The sequence below is a fragment of the Bordetella sp. genome, from assembly GCF_051960075.1.
Taxonomy (GTDB): Bacteria; Pseudomonadota; Gammaproteobacteria; order Burkholderiales; family Burkholderiaceae_B; genus Bordetella.
On the sequence record NZ_JBQCER010000053.1, the window covers coordinates 1 to 24,449 of the forward strand.

The following is a 24,449-nucleotide window of genomic DNA, read 5'->3' on the forward strand; positions in this document are numbered from 1 at the left end:
GCCGCGCCGCGGCGGGGTCGCCGGCCGGCAGCGCCACGGCGCATGGTGCCTGGCCTATCCAGTGCACGTCCAGGCCTCGGTGTTCCAGCGGCAGGCTGGCCGCGCCCAATTGCACCGCGCCTGTCAGCACGGCATGCACCACGCGCTCGGGCGTCATGCCGAGGATCTGCGTGCTGCCCGGGCCGGTCCGCGCCTCGACGCGGCGCACCGCGTCGGGTATCAAGCCGACCGCCAGGGCCGACGTGGCGGCCACGCGCAGAGGCCGGCCCGCATCGCGGGCGATGTCTTGGGCGCGGCTGCGGATCTCGCGCAGGCTGGCCAGCGCGCGTTCGACGTCTTCGTAAAGCAGAAAGCCCTGGTCGGTGGGCGTGACGCGCGGCCCGCTGCGCTTGAAGAGGGCATAGCCGATCTCGTCTTCCAGTTCTTGGAGAAGGCGGCTGATGGCCGGCTGGGAACGGCCCAGCAGCCTGCCGGCGGCCGTGACGCTGCCGGTGGACATGACTGCCGCGAAGGCTTCGAGCTGGCGTAGTTCCATGGACGAGATGCGGGGATGTTTATCCGAAATTCGTATTCTTAATGCTTCATCATGCTTGGTTCAAATGATTAAAGGGGATATGCACAGATCAAGCAATCGGGTTTTCCCTTGCTGGGACGCAAGGGTTTCTCCTAGTCGAAGCAATATGATTTGGTCTCATTTTTGATACTAATATCAAAATTTGAACAAACCTCTCATTCCCAAGGAGAAATCGACGTGGATGCGAAAGTAACGAGCTATGGGTGGAAAACCCTGGCCGGGTCGGCCATCGGCTACGCGATGGATGGCTTCGATCTGCTGATTCTGGGCTTCATGCTGCACCTGATCTCCGTCGACCTGCATCTGACCGGCGGGCAGGCCGGCGCGCTGGTGACGTGGACGCTGATCGGCGCCGTCGCCGGCGGCATACTCTTTGGCGCCCTGAGCGACCATTTCGGCCGCGTCCGCGTGCTGACCTGGACCATCGTGATGTTCGCCGTGTTCACGGGGCTGTGCGCTTTTGCGCGCGGCTACGAAGACCTGCTCATCTACCGTACGCTTGCCGGGGTCGGCCTGGGCGGCGAGTTCGGCATCGGCATGGCCCTGGCCGCCGAGGCCTGGCCCGCCAAGCTGCGCGCGCGCGTATCGTCCCACGTCGCGCTGGGCTGGCAGATCGGCGTGCTCCTGGCGGCCTTGCTGACTCCCGTGCTGCTGCCTCACATCGGCTGGCGCGGCATGTTCCTGGTTGGCGTGATCCCCGCGCTGATCGCCTGGGTCATCCGCAGCAAGCTGCACGAGCCCGAAGTGTTCGTGCGCCGTGCCAAGGAACGCGGTACGCGAGGCAATGCCTTCAAGCTTCTCGTCAAGGACGGCCGCACGACGCGGACCAGCCTGGGCCTGGTGATCCTGTGCGGCGTGCAGAACTTCGGCTACTACGGAATCATGATCTGGATGCCCAGCTTCCTGTCGCACAAGCTCGGCTTCACCCTGACCAAGTCCGCGTTCTGGACCTCGGTAGCCATCGTCGGCATGATGATCGGCATTTGGGTCTTCGGCCAACTGGCCGACCGCATCGGCCGCAAGCCCACGTTTCTTCTATTCCAGGCCGGCGCGGTGGTCATGGTACTGACGTATTCGCGGCTCTCCGATCCGATCACGATGCTCTGGGCCGGGGCCGTCATGGGCATGTTCGTCAACGGCATGCTGGGCGGCTACGGCGCGCTGATGTCCGAAGCCTATCCCACCGAGGCCCGCGCCACGGCGCAGAACGTGCTGTTCAACATCGGCCGTGCCATCGGCGGTTTCGGGCCGGTTGTCGTGGGCTCGCTGGCCACGACCTATTCTTTCCACGTGGCCATCGCGCTGCTGGCGGTCATCTATGTCATCGACATGCTGGCGACGATTTTCCTGATCCCTGAACTGAAGGGTGTCGAGCTCGACTGACGAGCTACGATCGAGATTGTGGAGAACGCCATGGAGCGCACCATTCAGCCCCTCGGCTGCTTTCGGCGAAACGCCGACGCGGTTGCCTCGCACCGCTGCAAGGTCGAGGAGCACCGCTGGGTCAACGACCGCTACAAATACCTGCGCCTGAGTGCCGACGCCGATCTGGCCGGCACGACACGCCCTGGGCAGTTCTATCAGCTCAAGTGCCCGGCCACCAACGATCTGCAGCCTTTTCTGCTGCGGCCCATGAGCGTCTATGGGGTGGGTCCGCAGGCCGGCGCCATCGAGTTTCTCTACAACGTGGCCGGCGTCGGCACGCGCGCCCTGTCCGATCTGCCGGTGGGCGGGCAGATGGACATCGTCGGGCCGCTGGGCAACACGTTCGCGTTCGAGTCCGCCTTCACCCGCGTCATGGTGGTCGCGCGCGGCGTGGGTCTGGCCACCATGGCCCCTCTTCTGCAGCAGGCCGCCAAGGCAGGCGTGCAGATTACGGCCGTCATGTCGGCGCGTACGCCCAAAGACCTCATGCGCGACGAGTTTCTGCGCGGCGCGCAGGCCGATGTGCACTGTGTCTACGACAGCGACGGCACGTCCGCCGTGCCCGCCGTGGACGCCCTGGTTCGCGGCCTGCTCGACGCGCGGCATCACGATGCGGTGTATACCTGCGGCTCGCATCGCATTTTGATGATGCTGCAGGAGCTGCTGCGCGACTATCCCCAGACGCGCGGCGAAGTCGCCATGGAGCAGCGCATGGCGTGCGGCATGGGCGTGTGTCTGTCGTGCGTGCGTCTGTTCGACCAGAACGGCGACAAGCATTTCCTTCGCGTCTGCCGCGAAGGCCCTGTGTTTCCCATACGCGACGTCGTCGGGGAGGTGGAGTTTGGCTAATCTTTCCGTCAGGGTCGGCGACACCTGCCTGCGCAATCCCGTCATGCCCGCCTCGGGCTGCTTCGCGATCGAATACGCCGAGGCGCTGGATTTCAATCACCTCGGCGCGCTGGTGATCAAGAGCGTTTCGCCCAAGAGCCGCGCGGGCAATCCCACGCCGCGCGTGGCCGAGACGCACGGCGGCATGCTCAATTCCATCGGCATCCCGAGCAAGGGCCTGGACTACTATCGCCGCGAAGTGCTGCCCGCCTACACGCAATACGACACGCCCGTGGTGGTGTCGATCTCGGCGGACACCGTCGACGAGTTCGCCGACGCCGTGGCCGAGATGTCATTGCCCGAGGTGGCGGTGATCGAAGCCAATATTTCCTGCCCCAACCTGGAAGCGGACGGCATGGCCTTTGCCATGACGCCCGAGACCACCTACAAGGTGGTCAGCGCCATACGCCGCAAAACGCGCCATCCGTTCTGGGCCAAGCTCACGCCCAACGCCTCGCAGATCGCGGCGGTCGCCCGGGCCGCGGAAGAAGCCGGCGCCGATGCGCTGGTGATGGGCAATACCGTGCTGGGCATGTCCATCGACGTGCGCACGCGCAAGCCCAAGCTGGGCAATGTCATGGGCGGCTTGTCCGGCCCCGCGATCAAGCCCATCGCCGTGCGCATGGTGCACCAATGCTATCGCAGCGTGCGCATTCCCATCATCGGCTGCGGCGGCATCGCCAATGCCGAAGACGTGGTGGAGTTCATGCTGGCCGGCGCCAGCGCCGTTCAGGTGGGCACGGCATCGTTCATCGATCCGGGCGCGATGCAGAAAATCATCGACGGGCTCCACGCCTACTGCCTGGAAACAGGCGTGGAAGACATCCGCAGCCTGACTGGCAAAATGAAGATCGACCGGCAGCTTTCGGATCGCTGGCTGCGCTTTGCCCAGCAGTCGGGTTGAGCGCATGCGATTGCGCTCGGTCGTCCGCATTGGAGGCTTTATCTTATGGACTTGATCAAACTGCAGCCGGTGGCGCAGAAGATCTTCGACGATATCCGCGAACTGACCTTCGACGGCGTCGGCGTCACGCGTGAAAGCTATGGCCGGGGCGAGTCTGTCGCTGCCGAGTACCTCAAAGCCTACGCCGAGTCCGAGGGCCTGCTCGCCCGAACCGACCTGGCGGCCAATCTGGTTTTTAGCCAACCCGGCTCGGCGCCGGACGCGCCGGCCATCTGGACGGGCAGCCATATCGATTCCGTGCCCCAGGGAGGCAATTTCGACGGCCTGGCGGGCGTGCTCGCGGGTCTGCTGTGCCTGACGGCGCGGCAGCGGGAAAAGCGCCAGGCGCGGCTGCCGCTCGAAGTCATCGCTTTTCGCGGTGAAGAAAGCGCCTGGTTCGGCAAGGCCTATATGGGATCGGGGGCGCTGTTCGGCAAGCTGACCGAGGCCGACCTGGAACTGAGGCAGCGCGCCACCGGCCAGACCATGGCCGAATGCATGCGCGATGCCGGCGCCGACGTCGACGCCATTCGCGCCGGGCAGACGCTGTTCGACAAATCCCGCGTCAAGGCCTATCTCGAACTGCACATCGAGCAGGGGCCGGTAATGGTTGCACGCCATCTGCCGCTTGCCGTGGTGTCCGGTATACGCGGCAATGTGCGGCACAACCGCATCGTGTGCCACGGCGACGCCCAGCACTCCGGCGTGGTGCCGCGCTGGCTGCGCCACGACGCCATGTTCGCGGTCGCCGACCTGATCATGCGCCTGGACGAGCATTGGCGCGTCCTGCTCGAGCGCGGCACCGATCTGGTGGTCACCGCGGGCATCGTCGGCACCGACCCCGACGAGCACTCCATTTCGCGCATTCCCGGCAAGGTGCATTTCAGTTTCGAAGCGCGCAGCAAGAGCGAGGACACGATCGAGGCTTTTTATCAGCTCATGCGCGCCGAGTGTCGAGCCATCGAGCGCGAGCGCGGCGTGCGGTTCGAGTTCGACCGGCGCCTGTTGAGCGAGGCCGCCACCATGGATGCGCAGATATGCGACGTGCTGGCGCAAGCCTGCCAGAACGTCGGCGCCACTTTCGAGGTGATTCCCAGCGGGGCGGGGCACGACGCCTCGCTGTTCGCCAACGCGGGCATCCCGTCCGGCATGCTGTTCGTGCGCAATCAGAACGGTTCGCACAACCCGCACGAGGCCATGGAAATAGATGATTTCATGCTCGGCGTGCAAGCGATGAGCGACGCTTTCGACAAACTGGATATGCTGTGAAGAAATCGGCAGAAGCGTTTCAGTCTTCGATCGACTACGCATCGCTGGGCGACAGGCTGCGCGCCTATCGCATCGGCGCTTCGCTGCTCGCCGAAGACGTCGCCGAGCGGCTGGGCATCTCGCGCGCGGCGGTCTACCGCATGGAAAAGGGAGAGATCGTCAAGATCGAGACCCTCGAGAGACTGGCGCACCTGCTCGGCACCTCGGTCGCCTCGCTGCTGGGCGTCGAGGTCGAGTACTACGGATCGGCGCTGGCTTTGTTCGAACGCATGAGGCAGCTCGAGGCATCGTCGGATCGCATTCTTGCGCACTTCGAGCCCATCTCGGTGCTGCTGACGTCCGACGACTATCTGCATTTTTTGCGCGAGATGTTGAGAGAGGCATCGCCCCGCGAACCGGGCAAACGGGCCAAGGCATCCGACATCGACAAGATCGTGCAGATCATGATCGAGCGCAAGGCGTTCTTCGAGAAGCGCAAGCCGCATATCGTCAGTCTCATCGGGTTGCGTGAGATCGAGCGGTTCGTCCATATTGGCCTGGTCGGGCGCGTCGATCTGCCCGAGAAGATCCGCAAGGAGCGCGTCCAGGCGGCAAGGCGGGAGGTAAGCCGCATCGCCGACCTGCTGGAAAGCGAGCCGATGCATGTGCAGGTCGGCCTCATCGACGACGCCATGCCCGCGTCGACCTTCCAGGTTTTCTCGGGGGGCGAACGCTCGGCCCTGGTCGTCAGTCCTTTCCGTTTGGGCGAGTTGCCCAATGTGCACAACGGCATCGCGACCGTGACCGCCTCTGCCGAAGCGGTATGCATGCACCAAGAGATGGCCGCCCATTTATGGCAAGGGGCGTATAAAGGCGCCAAAGGGGCGCAAATCATACGCAAGCTTTTGTCGCGCATACACTGATCATCGAGGCTATATGAAGACGCATACCCCCGAACCCCATGAACGCCGCCTGGCGGCCCAGGCGCTGATCGACAGCGGCTGCGTCTCGGTGCGCACCGACGAGCCATTTCGTCTGCCCTCGGGTTGGGCCAGCCCGGTCTACATGGACTGCCGGCGTCTGATCTCTTACCCGGCTGCCCGCAAGGCGCTGCTGGCGCAGGGGCTTGCGCTGTTGCGCCAGTCCGGCGCGCTCGACGGCGTGGACGGTGTCGCAGGCGCGGAGTCAAGCGGCATCGCGCTGGCCGCCTGGCTCGCCGACGCGCTCGATGTGCCGATGCAGTACGTGCGCAAACGGGCTGCCGGCCATCGGATCATCGAAGGCGTCGTGCCGGAAAACGGCAAAGTCCTTCTGGTTGACGATATGATGGCGGTGGGTCAGTCGAAAGTGCGTTTTCGCCATGCCTTGTCCGATGCCGGCGCGCGGGTCGACAGCATTTTTGTCTTCTTCGCGTACGACACTTTTCCCGTCGCGGCAGAACTCGATGCCTCCGATGTGAACGTGTATGCGCTCGCGACATGGCAGGACGTGCTGGCGGCGGCGCGCGAGCTCGGCGAATTCCCCGACCAGGCGATCGCCGAACTGGAGGGATTCTTGCAGGATCCCGTCGGATGGTCCCAGATTCACGGGGGGCTGAACCCCGGGCATGGCGCCCGCTCCCTTACCTAGGAACGAATATGAGCTTTACTGATATTGCAAAACGTTTTGGCGACGCCAGCCCCGGAACCGACACATTCAAGGCTTTCTACAAAGACGCCTTCCAGCTGATGAAAACCGACGTGGACAACGCCGGCCTGTATTTCATCGTGGGCATCGTCGCCCAGTCCTTCGTGCGCAACTACGAAGACCAGGGCCTTACGCCCGAATTCGTCAATGCCGCCAAGGCGATCCTGGTGAGCTACAACGCAAAGGTCTGCCAGGCACTCGTAGCCCAGCCGGCCGAGCGCCTGCGCCTGATCGGCGAAGTCGCCTGCGACTACGAGTGGAACGTGCACGACTTCTGATCGGGCGCCATCGCGTCGGGCGTCGCTGCGCTCGGCGGCCGATGCTGCCATGAAAACAGGCCGCTCTTGCAAGCGGCCTCGTTGTTTTCTTCGCCCAGGCCTCAGGCCTTGAGCAGCAGCGCATTCATGCGTTTGACGAAAGCGGCGGGGTCGGCGATTTGCGCGCCCTCGGCCAGCATGGCCTGATCCAGCAGCAGCCGGGCCCAATCGCCGAACTCGTCGTCGGACGCCTTGCCGATGCGGCCGATCAGCGCGTGCTCGGGGTTGATCTCGAGCACTGGCTTCACATCGGGAGCATCCTGGCCCGCGGCCTTGAGCATGCGCAGCAGATGCGGGCTGAGCTCGTTCTGGCCGACCACCACGCAGGCGGGCGAATCCACCAGGCGCAGGGTGACGCGCACTTCTTTGACCTGCTCTTTCAGGGACTCTTGCAGGCGCTCGACCAGCGGCTTGAATTCCTCGGCTACCTCGGTCTGGCGCTTCTTTTCTTCCTCGTCGGCCAGATCGGCCAGGTCCAGGCCGCCCTTGGCCACCGATACCAGCGACTTGCCTTCGAACTCGCGCAGATACGACAGCATCCACTCGTCCACGCGGTCCGAGAGCAGCAGCACCTCGATGCCTTTCTTGCGGAAGATCTCCAGGTGCGGGCTGCTGGCGGCAGCGGCGTGGGTGTCGGCCGTGACGTAATAGATCTTGTCCTGGCCTTCTTTGGCGCGCGACAGATAGTCGGCCAGCGACACGGACTGCGCCGCGTCGCCCGTGTGCGTCGAGGCAAAGCGCAGCAGCGTGGCGATGCGTTCGCGGTTGGCCGGGTCTTCGCCGGTGCCCTCCTTGAGCACCTGGCCGAACTCGGTCCAGAAGGCCGCGTATTCGTCTTTCTTGTTCTCGGCCAGGTCTTCCAGCAGCGACAGGATGCGCTTGGCCGAACCCTCGCGGATGGCGCGCACGTCGCGGCTTTCCTGCAGAATCTCGCGCGAGACGTTCAGCGGCAGGTCGGCCGAATCGATCACCCCGCGCACAAAGCGCAGGTACGAGGGCAGCAGCTGCTCGGCGTCGTCCATGATGAACACGCGCTTGACATAGAGCTTGACGCCGCGGCGCGCGTCGCGGTCCCACAGGTCGAAGGGCGCGTGCTTGGGCAGGTAGAGCAGCTGGGTGTATTCGCTGCGGCCTTCCACGCGGTTGTGCGTCCAGGCCAGCGGATCGTCGAAGTCGTGCGAGATGGTCTTGTAGAACTCGCGGTACTGCTCGTCGGTAATGTCGGATTTGCCGCGCGTCCACAGCGCGCTGGCCTGGTTCACGGCTTCCCAGTCGTCTTTTTTCACCTGCTCGTTCTTTTCGGCGTCCCACTCTTCCTTGGCCATGCGGATGGGCAGCGAAATGTGGTCGGAATAGCGGCGCAGGATCTCGCGCAGCTTCCAGCCGTTGAGCAGCTCGTCTTCGTCGGCGCGCAGATGCAGCGTCACGTCCGTGCCGCGGCTGGCGCGCTCGGCCTCGCCGATGGTGAACTCGCCCTGTCCGTCGGACTCCCAGCGAATGGCGCTGTCCGAGCCCGCGCGGCGGCTCACCACCGTGACCTTGTCGGCCACGATGAATGAAGAATAGAAACCCACGCCGAACTGGCCGATGAGCTGGGCGTCTTTTTGCTTGTCGCCGGTGAGCTGCGAGAAAAACTCGCGCGTGCCCGAGCGGGCGATGGTACCCAGGTTGGCGACGGCCTCGTCGCGCGACAGGCCGATGCCGTTATCGGAAATGGTGAGGGTGCGCGCCGCCTTGTCGTAGGACACGCGAATGGCCAGCTCGCTGTCGCCGGCCAGCAGTTCCGGGTGGTCGATGGCCTCGAAGCGCAGCTTGTCGCAGGCATCGGATGCATTGGAGACCAGCTCGCGCAGGAAGATTTCCTTGTTGCTGTAGAGCGAGTGGATCATCAAGTGCAGCAATTGCTTCACTTCGGCCTGGAAACCCAGGGTTTCGGAGGGGGAGGCGGTCTGGCTCATGGTGCGAGATGTCGAATTTGCGTGAAATTACAGGGAAATCAAGCTTGCCTGCCCAAATGAGGGCGGTCGGCCCGATTTCAAGGGTCATATACTGAACAAGCTATCCATTTCGTACAAGCCGCCGATCCAAGCTCCCATGTCCGCCATACCTCTGCCCGCCGACGCGCCCCGCCCGTTCGCCAAATCCCTGCTCGCCATGCTGGGCATCTGCTGCGTCATGATGCTGGTCGGCCTGGATCAGACCGTGGTGGGCACGGCGCTGCCCACCATCATCGCCGAGCTGCACGGATTCGACCTGTATGCCTGGGTCGCCACGTCCTACCTGCTCACGTCGGTCATCACCGTGCCGGTATTCGGCCGTCTGGGCGACTACTACGGGCGCAAATCCTTCGTCGTGGCAGCCATCATTGTGTTCACGCTGGCGTCGGTGCTGTGCGGCCTGTCCACCAGCATGACCTTCCTGGTGCTGGCCCGGGCGCTGCAGGGGGTGGGCGGCGGCATGCTGGTAGGCACGGCCTTCGCGAGTGTGCCCGATCTGTTCCCGGACCCGCGCGTACGCCTGCGCTGGCAAATAATGATCACGTCGGCCTTCGGTCTGGCCAGCGCGATCGGCCCCACGCTGGGCGGTGTGCTGACCGAGCAATACGGCTGGCGTTCGGTGTTCTACGTGAACGCGCCGGTGGGCCTGCTGGGGGTGTATTTCGTGGCCTGGCACATGCCCACCATCCGCCATCACAAAGACGCCAAGATCCAGCTCGACTGGCTGGGCGCGCTGTTGATCGCACTGGCGCTGGGCAGCCTGCAGCTCCTGGTGGAGCTGCTGCCCGGACACAAATCGAGTGCGATGCTGCCGTGGCTGGGCGCCGGCAGCGCGCTGGCCTTCGCCGCGCTCTTCTTTTGGGAGCGGCGCTGCACGTATTCGCTTCTGCCCTTCGAGATGTTCCGCAATCGCACCATCTCGGTGTTGTTCCTGCTGGCTTTTCTCATGGGCACGGCCTCTTTCTCGGTCATGTTCTATGTGCCGCTGATGCTGCAGGGCGGCTTCGGCATGTCGCCGCAGGACGCCGGCCTGCTGGTCACGCCCATGATGGTCGGCATCCCCGTCGCCAGCCTGATCAATGGCCGCGTCATCCCGCGCCTGAAGCGCCCGCTGATCATGCTGTACATCGGCTTCGCCGCGCTGGCGCTGTCTTCGCTGGGTGTGATCGTCACGCAAGCCGATACGCCGCACTGGCTGTTCGGCGTCTACATGGCCCTGAGCGGCATGGGCGTGGGTTTCGTCATGCCCAACCTGACGATTTTCGGGCAACTAGCCGCGCCGCCGCATCATCTGGGCATCGCCACGGCCACCACCCAGTCGCTGCGCATGGTGGGCGGCATGATAGGCACGGCGCTGGTGGGCACCGTGGTGGGCCATGCCTATCAATCCCAGATGACCTTCGTGCTAAAGACCATGGCCGCCACGGACTGGCTGGATCGCCTGCGCAACCCGCAAGTGCTGCTCGACCAGGAAGGGCAAAAGCAGGTCATGGCGCAGCTCGCGGCGCAAGGGCACAACCCCCAGGCCCTGTTCGAAGGGATTCACGCGGTACTGGTGAACGCCATCCACAGCAGTCAGTACGTAGGCCTGGGCGTTTCGCTGCTGGGCCTGCTGCTGGTGCGGCGCGTGCCGCCGCTCAAGCTCAAGCAGCGCCAGCACGAGCCGGCCGAGCCGATCGAGCCGATCGAGCCGGCGGCATAGGCGGACAGGCCCGGCGAACCGCCCATTGCGCCCGATTCGCTCGGGGAACGAGGCGGCCTATCGGAGCCATATATAATGGTGGTCTGCATTCGTGCCCGAGTGGTGAAATTGGTAGACGCAGGGGACTCAAAATCCCCCGCCGCAAGGCGTGCCGGTTCGATTCCGGCCTCGGGCACCATCACGAAGTCTATAGCAGTCCAGGTTAGTCCCAAGACCCGCAGAAAACAACGATCTGCGGGTTTTTTGTTGTCTAAGGTTGTCCAATATGGGCTCTTGTCATCTACCGTCACCGGACGGTAGATTTGACGGTAGGCTGGCGAATTACCAAGCCAGCGCCAGCAAATACCGTCACGACATCCCATCCATGCCCAGCAACACTGAAATAGCGTCCGCGCCAACCAGCCGTGCCGCCCTGAAAACCGACCTGCAAGCTCGGCAGGCCAAGCCGGAAGCCAAGCCCTATAAGCTGCGTGTAGAGGGCAGTGGGCTAGCCCCTGGCATGTACTTCCTGGTCAACCCCGATGGCGGCAAATATTGGCGCTGGGACTACCGCTGCGCTGGCAAGCGAAAAACCCTAGCGTTGGGGGCCTATCCCAAAACCGGACTGGCTGTGGCCCGCCGCCTGTACGAGCAAGCACGGGAAAAGCTGGCGTCTGGCGTCGATCCTAGCGAGGCAAAGAAAGCCGATAGGCGGGCAGCTAAGCTAGCCGCCTCAAACTCCTTCGAAGCGGTGGCTCGGTCTTGGATGGGTGAGCGCAAAGAAACCGTCGCGCCCGACCAGCACATCAAGACCTTGGCCCGCATGGAGAACGATACGTTCCCCTGGTTAGGCATGCGCCCCATTGCTGAAATCGACGCACCCGAAGTTTTGGAAGTATTGGAACGGGTTGATAAACGTGGCGCACGCTATACCGCTCATCGCCTACGCAGCGAGATCAGTCGGGTTTTCCGTTTTGGCATCAAGAAGGGATACTGCAAATCCGATCCTGCCCGTGACCTGATCGGTGCTATTCCTGCCCCAGTAGAAACACACTTCGCTGCGATCATCGAGCCAGCCAAGGTTGGCGAAATGTTGCGGGCCTTCGACGGCTTTGCAGGAACTTTCATTGTGCAGTGCGCCCTTAAGCTCGCCCCTATATTGTTTTGTCGGCCTGGCGAACTGCGCACGGCAGAATGGGCTCACATCGACTTGGATCGAGCTGAGTGGCGGTACCGCGTTGGCAAAACCGGCACTGACCATCTGGTGCCTCTATCCATCCAGGCGCTAGCAATCCTGCGCGAAGTGCAGGCGCTAACTGGGCATGGCCGATATGTATTTCCCGGTGCACGTGACCATGCCCGCCCGATGTCCGGTGCGACCATAAACGCGGCGTTACGCAGACTAGGTTACGACACACGAGAAGAGATCACTGGGCACGGTTTTCGAGCGATGGCCCGAACCATCTTGCATGAAGAACTGGAGCAAGACCCAGTAGTCATCGAACACCAACTCGCCCACTCTGTATCTGATAACTTAGGAACAGCCTACAACCGGACCAAGTTCATCAAACAACGCCAAAAGATGATGCAAATATGGGCCGATTACCTAGACGTGTTGAAAGTTGGTGCCAAAATTTTGCCTTTGACCAACAAAGCCTGACCGCACAGCGTCTTGAATAGACGAGAGGAAGTCAATGATGAAAGACGAATACCTAGAAGAAAATGAATGGATCGAACAGTTCCAAAAAGTACGACAGGAATTAAAGGAAGAAATGCTTACCGAAGATCAATTGCTCGACAGGTTGGCTTGGTACAAAGTCGAAATGTCTGAGGTTTTGAAGGACGCGGTAAAGCACGTAAAAGATAAAGCTAGACGTATCGCCGGGGCACAAGCGAGATGGGGAAAAAGCCCTATATCAAGGATAAAAAATCAAATAAAAAGCGAATGGTTAATTTGGCAGAAAAATCCTACAGGTAGGCAGGCGGGTTTCATTGGAGATATGCTTGAAAAATACCGAGAGGAGGTAAAAGACCAGAAAACAGTTGAGCGATGGTGTAGGGAATGGAAAAAAGAAATCGCCTCGATTCAAGATTAGAAAATTAACTGGCTAGGGTAGCGGCATGTTGTCACCTGCCCGAAGCGATTTCATCATGAGCACGGGCCGTGTTATAGCGGATGGACTTTTCAACAGCAGATAAGACCTGCTTCCGACTCCAAGTGGTCAGTTAGAATTCCAGAAAGTGATCGTTCGGTGATGGGCGTGCATTCCAGAATTAAGATCAAATGCTGCTCCAGAAAATGGCGTCGTGCAAGGCGAGGGAGATGATGGCGTTATCAAGTGGTCTTAGACAGCACTTAACCCGATCTGGCCGGCATTCTGATCCATGGGGGCGGTACTACACATCGCCTGACGTGAGCCGTTCACTGATCGAGCGCATTGAAGTGCACAAGCCCACTCTAGTGGTCGAATTGGGTTCTGGCTCGGGATCTCTATGTTCGGCCGCTGCCGACCGATGGCATGACGCCCAACTCGTCACAGTGGATGTTGATCACCGAGCCTCCAATCGACTGGATGCGAAACGTGCTGGCCCAAGGGTGAGGCACAGCCACTATGTTCATGACGCACTTGATGCAGCGCTCTCCGAGAAGATCGGGTTGCGCCTGGGCACAGTGGATGTTGCCGTCTGTAACCCTCCTTATATCCGGCCGCGATGGCGCTCTGACTTTGGCAAGATTCTGGAGGATGCTGGTCTTTCCGGTGTTCTCACCTCAATTCATGACGCAGGAGCCGACCTGCTCTTCTTGGCCCAAAATCTACGCCTGTTGCGCCGCAACGGCAAACTTGGCTTGATATTGCCTGACGGCCTAATTGCGGCCGAATGCTACCGTGGGGTACGCCAAGCGCTGATGCGCCAGCACATGGTCGAGCAAGTTGTGCAACTACCGCGCCGTGTGTTCAAAGGCACGGAAGCTCAAACCTACCTTGCTGTGCTTTCCAAGATGGCCGGCGAGACCCATCAGGTGAAGCTGCGGCAGATGGGAAATGACGGAAGTCTGAGCGAAATTATCGAAGTTCCCCAGGACCTGGCAGCTAAACGGCTCGACTACAGCTTTCACGCGCGCACGGGCCTCCAAGAACGCCGAGGCACCTATCAACCGATCTCTGTAGGCATGGCGGTAAAGGAGATCGTCCGTGGGACGATTTGTTCATCAGCGATTGCAGCGTTCCCTGCGCCGATATTCCATCTTGGTGATTTTGTGGCGCCTGCTGGCGAGCAGGCCGTCCGCATCGTCTCAAAACGCTTCGCCCTCGGTGAGCGTGCAGCCAGGATAGCAGTGCGCGATGCGCGCCTGGCGCTACCAGGCGATATCTTGCTGGCGCGGGTAGGCCGGGGGCTTGAGAATCGGCTCGCACTCGTGGTCCACGGGCCATGCGTTATTAGTGACTGCATCTTCGCCCTGCGCACCACCGATGAGTACCGAGAGAGGCTCTACCGGTTTTTTGAAAGCGAAGCGGGTCGGCATGCCAGAGCAACATCAGCCCACGGCGTTGCAGCCCGGTTCCTGTCGAAAACCAATCTTTCTGAAATTCAGTTCTGAACGGGCCGGGCGATGTCGCAGATTCCCCAGATCGGAGGTTTTGATCAACTTGGCGTGGAACGAGCTGTACATGCACTCAGCCGTTCGAACGTGCGCGCCCCACTGTCCATCGAGCGCATCAAGGTGTGGGTCAAGCAATTCCGGGGAGACGAAGAAAAGACATTGGCCTGGCTGATTCTGCGCAACCTGATTTTCCGAACCAATGAGCAGCTTCAGTCGTCAATGCGACAGGCTTTGAAGCAGGCCACACTGCATTTCCTTGACGAGATCGGTCAGCGGAGGACAGTTGCTTGGACGGATGCCCTGAAGGGCGCCGCTGGTCTTGAGTTCTGCTGTGGACCGCCGTCGCTCGTGCAGTATGGCATGGGACAGCCCGGTAAAAGTGGTGACCTGATCGCGCGGGCGATCAATCAGAGGTACGGCATCAAGAAGGAGTTTCCGTCAGGCATTAACGTGCTAAGCGAAAAGGAGCGGTTCATCGTCGTAGACGACGGCACCTACACCGGCGTGCAGCTCGAAACCTTCCTTCGCAATTGGGACTTGGACTATTCCAGCGGTCGCGTGGCCATCGCTGTTGGCATGGCGCACCAGACAGCTTGTGGTTACCTGCACACCCAATTTCCCCAGGTTCGGTTATTTCACGGTGAGCTGCTGACGCCAGAGATTTGCTTCGCTGCGCTTTCTCAAAAGTGGGTCGACACCAAGCAGTGGCAATACGACAAGACGCCAATCGAGGTCTACGCTGAAGTCCACAAACGCGCCCAGCCATTCAATGGGGGTAACGAAGGTAATGGCTTCGGCGGCATCGGGGCATTGGTTGCGTTTAGCCACGGCGTCCCAGATGACTCGATTCAATTGCTATGGGGTGTTTCCGAAACTTGGAAACCTCTGGTAGAACGGTAGGCCTAATTATGCATATTGATGCTTCGATGCTTGCGCGAACTCGCGCAGAGGAACACAGCGCTGACGTATGGGGCGAATTTTTCATTCCTCCCTACTTCGATCGGTTGGAGCTGACGTCGGCCACACGCTCGGTTTACATCACCGGTAAGCGTGGGTGCGGTAAGACCATGTTGCTGAAGTACTTCGACTACCACACCGCGTTCTCCACTCGTCGTAAGGAGATCCCGCCCGATGCCATCAATCATGTCGGCATCTACTGGCGCGTCGACACACAGTTCTGCAGCTCGCTAAAGCACCGAGGCATCGAGGACAACGAATGGAGCGTGGTGTTTGAGAGCTACTTCGGCTTAGTGATCGCCACAGAGCTGCTGCATTCCGTAGAGACCATTGCCGAGAGCGCTTTCCCCGGGTTCAACCGTGAGGATCTGGCGGCCCTGTGCTTGTCCAGCGCAACGGACTACTTGACAGAGGCGCCCACTGGCGTGCGCGAGCTTGCTAAATACCTCGAATCGCTGCGCCGCAGGTTCACGACTTGGGTGTCCAACGTAAAGGCCATGAATTGTCCAACTCTGCCACCGGGGCGCGAGTTCATCCTGTCCTTGATCGAGGATCTGCAGGCCAATGTGGCGCTTTCGACGCTCGCCGTGTTTGTATACGTCGACGAGATCGAAAACCTTGTGCCCTATCAGCGCCACGTATTGAACTCATTTTTGAAGCACAGCCAACGTCCTCTTATCGTCAGCTTTACGTCGAAAGAACATCCTTCTAATAACGATACGACAGGAGCCGAATCGATCAGTGCGACCCACGATTACCGACTGTTGGACCTAGATTACCTCTTGACCCTTAGCGAGGCTGCGATGCCTTTTTTTGCGGAGGTGTTCCTCGGCAACCTAGACATCGCCGCTGGCCGATCGGAGAGTGAGCGATTAGAGATCGTCAGATCGCACGCCCGATTGGCTGAGCGCCAGACCCCGGCATATCAAAAGGCGGTGCTAGCGGACATGCGCCAGCGTTTCCCAAACATGACGGACAAAGAGGTTGCCATTCACGCGTTGCAGCAAACACCTCTGCGCAAGGGCATCTATGACCGGATTAGCAAAGCCCTGAAAGACCGTAGAAGCAGCCTGACCGTTGATGATTTTTTGTTTGAAGGTGCACCCGCAGAAGCCATCGTGACGCTGCCCGCGCTGCTTAACCGGGAAACACTTCACCCCGACAAGGTATTAGCTGAATTAAAGAGCTTTGCCGTTGATCAGAAAGGCCAATTCAGTAGCAGCTGGGTGCACAACAACTTGTTTGGAGCCTTGCTAGAGTTATATCGGCCATTTGGGCGCGAATGTCCGTTGTATAGCGGCTTCGAAACCCTGTGCACGATGTCGAACAACAACCTTCGTAATTTCCTGATCCTCTGCTACAAAACACTTGAGGTCGCAGAATTGCGAGATCAATCGGATTCGCCCTATGCTGTTGAAATCCAATGTCGTGCGGCCTATGACGCCTCCGAACAGTTGATCAAAGAGATTCGAACCTTCGGACGTTTCGGAGAGCCACTGCGCATGTTCGTGTTGAGGCTGGGTAATATTTTTCGAGCGCTGCAGGCTAGCCCGCCCATGAGCGAACCCGAGCAAAACCAGTTCACGATTAACTCTGGCGACCGCTCGCTCAATAAAGAGGAGTCGGATTTCATCGCGGAGGCATTGCGTTACGGCATCCTGGTTGAGCAGTTAGAGACCAAATCAAAGGCCGGTGTTGGTCAGGATATTGTCGACTATCAGTTGAATCCGATCTACGCGCCTTATTTTCAGATCAGCTACAGGCGTAAACGTAAGATTGAAATCTCGGTGGAGCAGTTCCACACCCTCGTGATGGGCAACGAGAATGAATACAAGGAGCTGGCACGTGGGCTCGCGCGGCAACTATCGGATATCGATGCGCAGCAGTTGGGCCTCCAATTGTCATGAGAGTCAAGTTTTTCTCAGCCTTAGGAAAGAGTGCGGCGGATCTCCATTTGCCGGAGGACATAATTCTGCTGCACGGCGAGGAACTGGATGATCGAGGTGAATCAGCCTGTCGGAGCGCGCCGGACACTGCCCGGGTCCTACTCAGCTTCGATGCGGATGATATGTCGTTGACCGTAGGCGCGCAGAAGAAATCCAGCGACTCGGCTATAGAGCTACTGGGAAGATACGACTGGCGAAAGGTCGTGCTAGAAGCTACCACACTTGGTTTCGCCGAGCTATTCTGCGCCACCAACGCGCTGCTGGCCAGCGGTGCTACGTCGATTAATATCCTCTACGTGGAACCGGCTGAGTACACGCGTGAGGGCAAAGGCGCCGACCTGTTCGCACTATCCGAGCCGACGCGCGGCTACGCGGCTATCCCGAACGCTATCGTGGATCTAGCTAGCCAGGAGGTCGAAGCAGGTGTCTTTTTTCTTGGCTTCGAGCCAGAGCGGCTCGACCGTGCGCTCGAGGAATATCAGATGATTGCGTCCAAGTACGTAAAAGTAGTATTTGGAATCCCGGCATATCACCCCGGTTGGGAGCTCGACGCTATCATCCCGCACCTTACGGCCTTAGAAGCACACAAGCTCCAGCCCGATTACTGTTCGGCCAACGATCCTGAGGCGGCATTTGAATGTCTCGAACGCACGCGAGACACACTCGGCGTTGACAAGCGGATGTTCGTCGCGCCTATCGGTCCGAAGCCCTGCGGTATCGCAGCGGCGATTTTTGCAAGTGTCTATCCTGAGCAGGTTGGTTTGCTGTTCGACCACCCGCGTCGAAAGAAGAAGCGGTCCTCTGGCGTCGACCTTTGGCACCTGTTCACGGTGACAGTCGAGCGCAGTGACGAGTCAATGGCCGTGGCGCCTACTGCAACTTCCTGAGGTGATTTAGGCCTTGGTGATGGCAGCTTGCAGTAGTTCCTTGATTTTAGGCTCGGGTTTCCAGTAGTTCGGTCCCTTAAGAAACTTGCCGTTTCCGTCATAAATAGGCTTGCCATCTGCGCCGAGCTTGCTCTCGTTGCTGTCCATGATGATTGCCAAAACCTCTTCTAGCGGGATGCCGTACTTTAGTGCTTCGGAGCGGCAATAGACGATCACGTCGCCGAGAAGATCGGCTATCGCCACAAGGATATCCAAGGGTTCAGCGTGTCGTTCGACGGCAGTGACGATCTCATCGATCTCATTGACCTCATCGAGTAGGGTCGCTTTGAACTTTCGCAACCTGTCAGCAGGCTCGGCAGGCAGTACAGGGCTCGGCTGCGCCGGCAGTTTGTACATCGCGTTCATCGCGGCGATGCGCATGGCAAAGGTCGGGTCGCTCATCTTTCTCTCCAACAACGATTCAGCCATCAGCGTACCAGCAATATCCGGCGAGAACCGCAACGCGAATGGGCCGAAGGTTCTCGCGTGTTCAGGCAGCTCTGCCGCACCCAAGTCGGTGAAGCACGTCCGCCGTTACCTACTCTGCTAGCACAACGCCTTCTCTGCTAGCACGGCGGTATTGTTGCTTCCACTAGTCTGTCAAAGTGACTTCACCTTGTTAAAAAAGTGAGGTTGCACAATGTCGTTCGGTAGCACCAAATCGAAGTCTGTTCCTGCTTGCCCGGCTCGCAATGCGTCGGTTGCGGTTACCCCTAAAGCCGCTAGCAAGCGCAAGGATAAGTCTCCTTCTCTCACTGTAGGGCAGTCCCAGGATAGCCCGTACGAAAATCCACCAAGATTTCTGCGGCCTGCTGAAGTGGCGATGCTTTGTGGCATCGGGAAGAGCACCTTATGGCGATGGCTAAAGGTCCCGGAATTGGGCTTTCCCCAGCCGACCAAGCTGTCCACCCGCATTACGGTATGGACGATGGAGTCCATCCGCCAATGGCAGGCTGCCCGGTCGAGAAAATCTGGCACTTGACCTTACGGCTTATCTGATTGGGGGGGCGGGCCGGTATTGCTTGCGCCCGTACCTACCACTAGGTAACTACCCACCACTAGGTAAACGTTTTGGGTTTGCAGGGGGGGGCCAAACGGCCTTGTGGGTTAACAACTTAATTAGATATGGCAATACTGTGTGGGGTTCCCCCATGGCATTGCAGTGAAAAATATAGGAACTAGAATGGGAATCAAAATCTCAACCGATGCATGGGTGTCAGTGGATACCGTGAAGGTGGTTGCACCGCTGGGTGATCTATTGTCTGATCCATTTCCGGATTTTTCATATGGGCAGAAAACAAGCAACAAAATAACAATAGCTGTCTTCGGCATGCGAAATAAAGTAGAGGGAAGATACCTGCTACATAACCTTGCTATTAAGCACGATCCTGTCAAAAATGTTTTGATTGTTGAGGGATCTCCAGCAGGAATTCTACTAGGCCAAAATGTTTTTGGTGAAAGAAATCCAATGGTAGCTGGTTATGCCATGTTGAGGTATGCGTGCGAAAAGCTGAAGCTTCCCATCTCGGATCAGCTATACAGTCGATGGGCTGGTGGGGACTTTAAGTTGGAACGTGTCGATCTTGCTGTCAATTTCAGGCTAAGCAACCGGGAAAAGGTAACAGCGATATTGAAGCAAATGGGTCTTCAACTGGTGGTGCAAAATGTATTCATGCGAAAAGCCCGGACTGGCATCTATTACGCCCCAGGTAAAGGAGCGCCGTATTCTATCGTTTGCTATGAAAAGGGGGCAGAAATGCAACATAGACTGCGCTCAGTCCTAGCCCGGGGTGGGGCAATAGATCGCCCCTATCAGCGACTTGCCGCTAGATGTAGAAACGTGCTTCGGATAGAGCTCCGCTTGCAGCGGCAAGAACTTAAAAAGCTGGAACTAATCGAGGCAAATGCATGGGATGACGATATTGCGCATGAAGTATTCAAAGAATACGTCGAAAAAATGCCAGTCCATAAGGTACTTCGCGTCGTAGAAAGGAAGGAAATCTGGGCAAACGCCAAGACGGCTGGGAAACTTTTTATGATTGCACATCAATACTATCCCGGCCCCATGACCGATATTTACAGAGGAGACAGCTATAAAACCCTTCGATCCCGCTATGGGAAGAGTTGGGGCGTTGATTTAAAGGTTAGGCCGACTGCGTTGCCATCCTTCATTCCATCGCTCCAAATTTCGGATGTTCAAGGGAATGAAGCATATCCATTTTCATTCCGATGGGTAAATGCTATTGGATGGGATCGGTTGCCTACTCCACCGGATACAATTGTCGAAGGCGTTACCTTTAATATTTAGGTTACGTTTTGCTAAACATAAGTATTCCAATGGAATGGAAAAAACTCAAAACCATGATGCACGGGTTTTACCTAAATCGTCTCAAAATGCGTGTGTCGTGATCTTGCCTGTCGATGGCCAGTCCTGGGATCTCAGGCAAGTCCATTAAAATCCAGGAATAATCCATTCTTGCCCGCCCTGTGTCCAAGTCCTACGTGTTCCAAATTTCATGGCGAAAATGGATCCAAATTATTCAGGCAGGATCATGACTCCAGCCTTTCCAGGACAAGAGAGAGGGGGGGCTAAATTTTGTGTCTTGCCCCATACGAGTCGGTAAATCTCGCTATAGAAGAAAACCCTGTCCGACGTCTGGTTGGACAGGGTTTTCATTTATCGCTATTACAGGGCTGATAGGGCGTGCCAAGCTTAAACCTTGGTTACCCCTTCCAGCCAGCGTTTGTGAGATAAAAAGCAGCAAAAGCAGGATGAAGGCAACTCCTAATATCCATCTAGCCAACCATCCCAGAAAGGCTGCAATCCCAATCAAGACCAATATTATTAACAATATTGCTGCCATTTTTAAAAGCCAGAAAATAGGTTAGTTTATATTTAGATATTCCATTATCTCTTTTGGTGCAGATCCGGATTCCAAAACAAATTTTCCATGAACAGAGTGCCATATTGCTTTGAAAATCTGAATTCTACCGTCCGCCTTGCGTGTATAGGTAACGGGTACTCGATCGTTTTGGAGCCTTTTGAGATCGAACTTCCCATTGATAGAAATTATCTTCCTAGGGTCATCCGTTGTGCCACTGTTGTCCCACTCCGTTGGAATATACCCAAGAGACGCGATGCCGCCATTAACAAAAGTATAAAAAGACGAATGCTCCTCCCCAAAGCCCTGGCCGGAGGAACCCCCTTTGACCATCATGCCGTCATCGGACCCAAGTCGAACTGCTGTGATATTTCCTGTGCCACCCCCGCTCATTTCACCAGTGCCAAAATTACGATCGATACCGACGAATCTAAATGCGCCGCCCTCGTATCGCAAAATATATGCGGACAAATAGGAATCAGCACCACGCGGTTGAAATCCACCATCGGTATGCGAAGTAACAAGTACTTCAGCTCCGTCATATCGCAGCAGAGCCGCCAACGTTTGACATGGCGGCGCATCGTCTGCATCCGATTCGGTAGTTGATAGATATTTAGCATTGGGACCAAATACGGTAAGAATAGCCATTTCCACATCCAGGCTTCCCATCTGCCGCTTGACGCTGGCGCACAAGGGTATGGTTGAATTCCCCTCTGCTGCGAATGCCGAGGGTAAACAGAAAACCCATATCGATGCTAGTAACGCAGCTATGAAAGCCTTATGCAAAAATCCTCGGTTAGCTAATTGCAGCAGCGGAAGCTTCCATTTGGTTTTTTGGTTTGAAATAATCATGTGCATATCCCAAAAGGTGAAATTTTTATTATTGGAGTTCTTGAATGGCCCGATAGCAATTTGCCATTCCCCCTCCACCCATGACGGCGGCCATCATGTTGTTTTCTACCTTGGCAATTTGCTGCTTTCCCCAATCGCCAGCACAAATATTCGCTGCTTTGGTTTGAGCGGCGGTGACGGATAGGCCCTGATTTTTAGCCCATTGTCTAAAGGCTTTGGGGGTAGACGATTCTTTAATTTGATTAACTGTTTGACGAACAGTTGGCACGCCTTGTGGATAATGATATTGCATGGCATCAGCTGTATCATTGCCGCAGATTATTTGTAATCGATAAATCTGCATACAGGCAGGTGGCCATCCTTGTGCCAACGCGACGGTTTGCCCAATAAACGTTAGTAGGAGCGCACAAGCAATATTTATTGCTGGCCGCCTTTTAATAAAAGTAGATTTATCTGCCATACCCAAACTCCTTCGCGCAATGGTGAGCCCGCCACCCAATTAAAAGTTAAAAGTCATTAATTCCAACTATAGTTGGAAGACAATATTACAGCGCTCCTATGGAATTTCCAACAATAGTTGGAGAACTCATTGGACATTGCTACAGCTTTTGGGCGTGTTCTGCGCCAGTTGCGAAAAAAAGCAGGCCTAACCCAAGAGCAGCTAGGGTTCGAGGCCCACTTGGAGAGGAATTACATCAGCATGCTTGAACGAGGAGAGCGCCAGCCAAGCCTGTCGACCGTCTTCAAGCTCGCAAAGCCCCTTCATGTCGAACCCGAAAAAATCGTCGAATTGGTTGGGGCAATTTTGTTGGGGCATGCTGGTGAGACCGTTAAGGACGAGGCTGCAACTTCTGGCGATAGTTGACCTGTCAGCGTCGCTGTCTTGACGGTATTTTTGACGGTACCTATAGATCTAAAGGCACTTATTCCCTTTTTTTATGCGGCTTCTAGGCCACAATTTTGTGCCGGCCTCGGCACCATCAAAAATCTTCCAATAATTCAAACAAATAGAAGATTTCTCGACGTCGGGCTCACGCCGGGGCGTTCGCCAGAATTCAAGCTGGGCACCGTTTCGGTACAGTGATGGCTTGCCGTCTCACTTTCGCAGCCACATCATGCCCCCTGCCGCCATAGCGCCCGTGCGTCGAAACGTCGTTTTTCTCATCGTCGTTTCGGCGCTGCTCATGATGTCGCTCGATTCGACTATCGTCGCCACCGCGCTGGATGCCATTCAGCAAGGTCTGCATACCTCGATCAACCTGGCTGGATGGACGCTCACAGCCTATTCCTTCGGCTTCGTGCTGATGCTGCCCGTCAGCGGCAAGCTGGCCGAACGCTATGGGCGGCGCCAGGTCTTTCTGGCTTCGGTCGTCGTCTTTACGCTGGCCTCGCTCGGGTGCGCGATGGCCGGCAACATCTATGCCTTGATTCTGCTTCGCGCGTTGCAGGCCGGCGGCGGGGCGGGGTTTACGCCCACGGTTACGGGCATCATCGTGGAGCACTTTGGCGACGCGCGCGACCGCTACGTCAGCCTTTTCGGCAGCATCTTTCCGATCGGCGCGATGATCGGCCCGATCTTCGGCGGCTATTTCGTCGGCTATTGGTCCTGGCGCGACATCTTCTACGTCAATCTGCCTATCGGCCTGGTCATCGTCCTGCTCGCCTGGCGCTTCGTGCCGCACGACCCCGAGCGAGCCCGCGACAGCGCGGATCGCATGGACCTCGGCGGCGTGGCGCTGCTGGGCAGCGGCCTGCTTGCCGGCATGCTGGCGGTCGGCACGCTGGGGGCAAGGCATTCGTCGGAGGCGGTGTGGCCGTCCCTGGCCCTGCTGATTTTCGCGATCGGCATGGTTGCACTCTTCCTGCGCCACATCCGGCGCGCACAGGCGCCTTTCATTGCCCCGCGACTGATTTACGGCCGCGATTTCGGGGCGGTGAACCTCGTGAACATGACCTACAGCGGCATCGTCATCGGCGCGATGGCGCTGATTCCGCTGTATGCCATCAACCGGTACGACATCGGCGTGCTGCAGTCGGGCACGCTGCTCACCGCGCAGGGGCTGGCGGCGCTGATCTGCTCGCTGATCGCGGTGGCGCTGCTGCGCCGCACCGGCTACCGCATGCCGCTGTATCTGGGCAGCGTTCTCACCGTGATCGGGTTCGTGCTGCTGGCACTGCCGCCCGTGCCGGGCAGCTCCGCGTATGTGTGGCTGGCCTGCGCGGCGTGCTTCCTGGGCGCCGGCAACGGCGCCATCAATCCGGCGACGCGCAATGCGGGGCTGCAGCTCGCACCCGAGTCATCTTCGATGCTGGCGGCGCTGCGCACGCTGTCGCTGCAGATCGGGTCGATCGGCACGATCTCCATCGTGACGGCCGTCGTGTCGCACAACGGCGACACGGGCCGCACGCTGGCCTGGGTCTTCGCCTTTCTGGCGGCGTTCCGGGTGCTGGTCATGCCGCTGGCAAGACGCGTGCCGGAGCAGCGCGGCGCCTGGTAGCGCCGGCTTGCCCCAAGGCCTGCCG

At 58.5% G+C, this 24,449-nt stretch carries 23 protein-coding genes and 1 tRNA gene; 19 read left to right on the plus strand and 5 right to left on the minus strand.

The features are described from left to right. Positions 1-535, minus strand: a 535-nt coding sequence (locus ACTHJ1_RS07555) for a LysR family transcriptional regulator (protein ID WP_440190055.1), incomplete at its 3' end; no start/stop codon positions are given. Between the two features lie 216 nt (positions 536-751). On the opposite strand from ACTHJ1_RS07555, the gene ACTHJ1_RS07560 reads away from it, so the two are divergent. Genes ACTHJ1_RS07560 through ACTHJ1_RS07590 form a run of 7 tightly spaced genes read left to right on the plus strand, consistent with a single transcriptional unit; the run spans position 752 to position 7,042 of the window. Beyond that, on the plus strand, positions 752-1,957 hold the full coding sequence (locus ACTHJ1_RS07560; RefSeq protein ID WP_440190058.1) for an MFS transporter: 1,206 nt from the start codon (positions 752-754) through the stop codon (positions 1,955-1,957). Positions 1,958-1,987: 30 nt separating this feature from the next. Next, a complete protein-coding gene (locus tag ACTHJ1_RS07565; RefSeq protein ID WP_440190061.1) occupies positions 1,988-2,848 on the plus strand; it encodes a dihydroorotate dehydrogenase electron transfer subunit in 861 nt (286 codons plus the stop codon). Next, positions 2,841-3,791, plus strand: a complete 951-nt coding sequence (locus ACTHJ1_RS07570; RefSeq protein ID WP_440190064.1) for a dihydroorotate dehydrogenase — start codon at positions 2,841-2,843, stop codon at positions 3,789-3,791. The genes ACTHJ1_RS07565 and ACTHJ1_RS07570 overlap by 8 nt, the downstream gene beginning before the upstream one ends. 45 nt (positions 3,792-3,836) lie before the next feature. Continuing rightward, a complete protein-coding gene (locus ACTHJ1_RS07575) occupies positions 3,837-5,099 on the plus strand; it encodes a hydantoinase/carbamoylase family amidase (protein WP_440190067.1) in 1,263 nt (420 codons plus the stop codon). Further along, positions 5,096-6,001, plus strand: coding sequence for a helix-turn-helix domain-containing protein (locus ACTHJ1_RS07580; RefSeq protein WP_440190070.1), 906 nt, complete (start codon positions 5,096-5,098; stop codon positions 5,999-6,001). Before ACTHJ1_RS07575 ends, ACTHJ1_RS07580 begins: the two co-directional genes overlap by 4 nt. A gap of 13 nt (positions 6,002-6,014) precedes the next feature. Further along, complete coding sequence (locus ACTHJ1_RS07585; protein ID WP_440190073.1) at positions 6,015-6,707, plus strand: orotate phosphoribosyltransferase; 693 nt, start codon at positions 6,015-6,017, stop codon at positions 6,705-6,707. Positions 6,708-6,715: 8 nt separating this feature from the next. Next, a complete protein-coding gene (locus ACTHJ1_RS07590) occupies positions 6,716-7,042 on the plus strand; it encodes a hypothetical protein (protein WP_440190076.1) in 327 nt (108 codons plus the stop codon). A 101-nt stretch (positions 7,043-7,143) separates the two neighbouring features. Here the strand turns inward: ACTHJ1_RS07590 and htpG are convergent, their stop codons facing one another. Further along, a complete protein-coding gene (htpG, locus tag ACTHJ1_RS07595; RefSeq protein WP_440190079.1) occupies positions 7,144-9,039 on the minus strand; it encodes a molecular chaperone HtpG in 1,896 nt (631 codons plus the stop codon). Between the two features lie 136 nt (positions 9,040-9,175). Between htpG and ACTHJ1_RS07600 the strand changes: the two genes are divergently transcribed. The 8 genes from ACTHJ1_RS07600 to ACTHJ1_RS07635 all read left to right on the plus strand — a co-directional run bounded on the left by ACTHJ1_RS07600 (position 9,176) and on the right by ACTHJ1_RS07635 (position 18,153). Beyond that, complete coding sequence (locus ACTHJ1_RS07600) at positions 9,176-10,780, plus strand: MDR family MFS transporter (protein WP_440190082.1); 1,605 nt, start codon at positions 9,176-9,178, stop codon at positions 10,778-10,780. 93 nt (positions 10,781-10,873) lie between these two features. After that, positions 10,874-10,958 (plus strand) — tRNA-Leu (locus ACTHJ1_RS07605). Between the two features lie 186 nt (positions 10,959-11,144). Next, a complete protein-coding gene (locus tag ACTHJ1_RS07610; RefSeq protein ID WP_440190085.1) occupies positions 11,145-12,419 on the plus strand; it encodes a tyrosine-type recombinase/integrase in 1,275 nt (424 codons plus the stop codon). A gap of 34 nt (positions 12,420-12,453) precedes the next feature. Next, complete coding sequence (locus ACTHJ1_RS07615; RefSeq protein WP_440190088.1) at positions 12,454-12,855, plus strand: hypothetical protein; 402 nt, start codon at positions 12,454-12,456, stop codon at positions 12,853-12,855. 230 nt (positions 12,856-13,085) lie between these two features. Next, the gene (locus ACTHJ1_RS07620; RefSeq protein ID WP_440190280.1) at positions 13,086-14,360 is read left to right on the plus strand and encodes an N-6 DNA methylase; all 1,275 of its coding nucleotides are present in this window, start codon (positions 13,086-13,088) and stop codon (positions 14,358-14,360) included. 12 nt (positions 14,361-14,372) lie between these two features. Next, on the plus strand, positions 14,373-15,263 hold the full coding sequence (locus ACTHJ1_RS07625; protein ID WP_440190091.1) for a phosphoribosyltransferase-like protein: 891 nt from the start codon (positions 14,373-14,375) through the stop codon (positions 15,261-15,263). Positions 15,264-15,271: 8 nt separating this feature from the next. Continuing rightward, entirely contained in the window at positions 15,272-17,227 is a 1,956-nt protein-coding gene (locus tag ACTHJ1_RS07630; RefSeq protein ID WP_440190094.1) for an ORC-CDC6 family AAA ATPase, read from the plus strand. Then, positions 17,224-18,153, plus strand: coding sequence for a hypothetical protein (locus ACTHJ1_RS07635; protein WP_440190097.1), 930 nt, complete (start codon positions 17,224-17,226; stop codon positions 18,151-18,153). Before ACTHJ1_RS07630 ends, ACTHJ1_RS07635 begins: the two co-directional genes overlap by 4 nt. A gap of 6 nt (positions 18,154-18,159) precedes the next feature. Here the strand turns inward: ACTHJ1_RS07635 and ACTHJ1_RS07640 are convergent, their stop codons facing one another. Next, entirely contained in the window at positions 18,160-18,594 is a 435-nt protein-coding gene (locus ACTHJ1_RS07640; protein WP_440190100.1) for a pyrophosphatase, read from the minus strand. Between the two features lie 238 nt (positions 18,595-18,832). Here ACTHJ1_RS07640 and ACTHJ1_RS07645 point away from each other — a divergent pair, with 238 nt between their 5' ends. Together ACTHJ1_RS07645 and ACTHJ1_RS07650 are read left to right on the plus strand one after the other, a co-directional pair. Further along, the gene (locus ACTHJ1_RS07645; protein WP_440190103.1) at positions 18,833-19,174 is read left to right on the plus strand and encodes a helix-turn-helix transcriptional regulator; all 342 of its coding nucleotides are present in this window, start codon (positions 18,833-18,835) and stop codon (positions 19,172-19,174) included. A gap of 201 nt (positions 19,175-19,375) precedes the next feature. Continuing rightward, positions 19,376-20,500 carry a phage/plasmid replication protein, II/X family gene (locus ACTHJ1_RS07650; protein ID WP_440190106.1) on the plus strand — a complete coding sequence of 375 codons (1,125 nt, stop codon included), beginning with the start codon at positions 19,376-19,378 and terminating at the stop codon, positions 20,498-20,500. Between the two features lie 577 nt (positions 20,501-21,077). On the opposite strand, the gene ACTHJ1_RS07655 is transcribed toward ACTHJ1_RS07650, so the two are convergent. Next, the gene (locus tag ACTHJ1_RS07655) at positions 21,078-21,926 is read right to left on the minus strand and encodes a hypothetical protein (RefSeq protein ID WP_440190109.1); all 849 of its coding nucleotides are present in this window, start codon (positions 21,924-21,926) and stop codon (positions 21,078-21,080) included. Positions 21,927-21,954: 28 nt separating this feature from the next. Continuing rightward, on the minus strand, positions 21,955-22,386 hold the full coding sequence (locus ACTHJ1_RS07660) for a hypothetical protein (RefSeq protein WP_440190112.1): 432 nt from the start codon (positions 22,384-22,386) through the stop codon (positions 21,955-21,957). Positions 22,387-22,515: 129 nt separating this feature from the next. Here ACTHJ1_RS07660 and ACTHJ1_RS07665 point away from each other — a divergent pair, with 129 nt between their 5' ends. Both ACTHJ1_RS07665 and ACTHJ1_RS07670 read left to right on the plus strand, forming a co-directional pair. Further along, positions 22,516-22,791: a helix-turn-helix domain-containing protein gene (locus ACTHJ1_RS07665; RefSeq protein WP_440190115.1), complete on the plus strand. Its 276-nt coding sequence runs from the start codon at positions 22,516-22,518 to the stop codon at positions 22,789-22,791. A gap of 250 nt (positions 22,792-23,041) precedes the next feature. Then, entirely contained in the window at positions 23,042-24,424 is a 1,383-nt protein-coding gene (locus ACTHJ1_RS07670; protein WP_440190118.1) for an MFS transporter, read from the plus strand. The last annotated feature ends 25 nt before the right edge of the window (positions 24,425-24,449 follow it).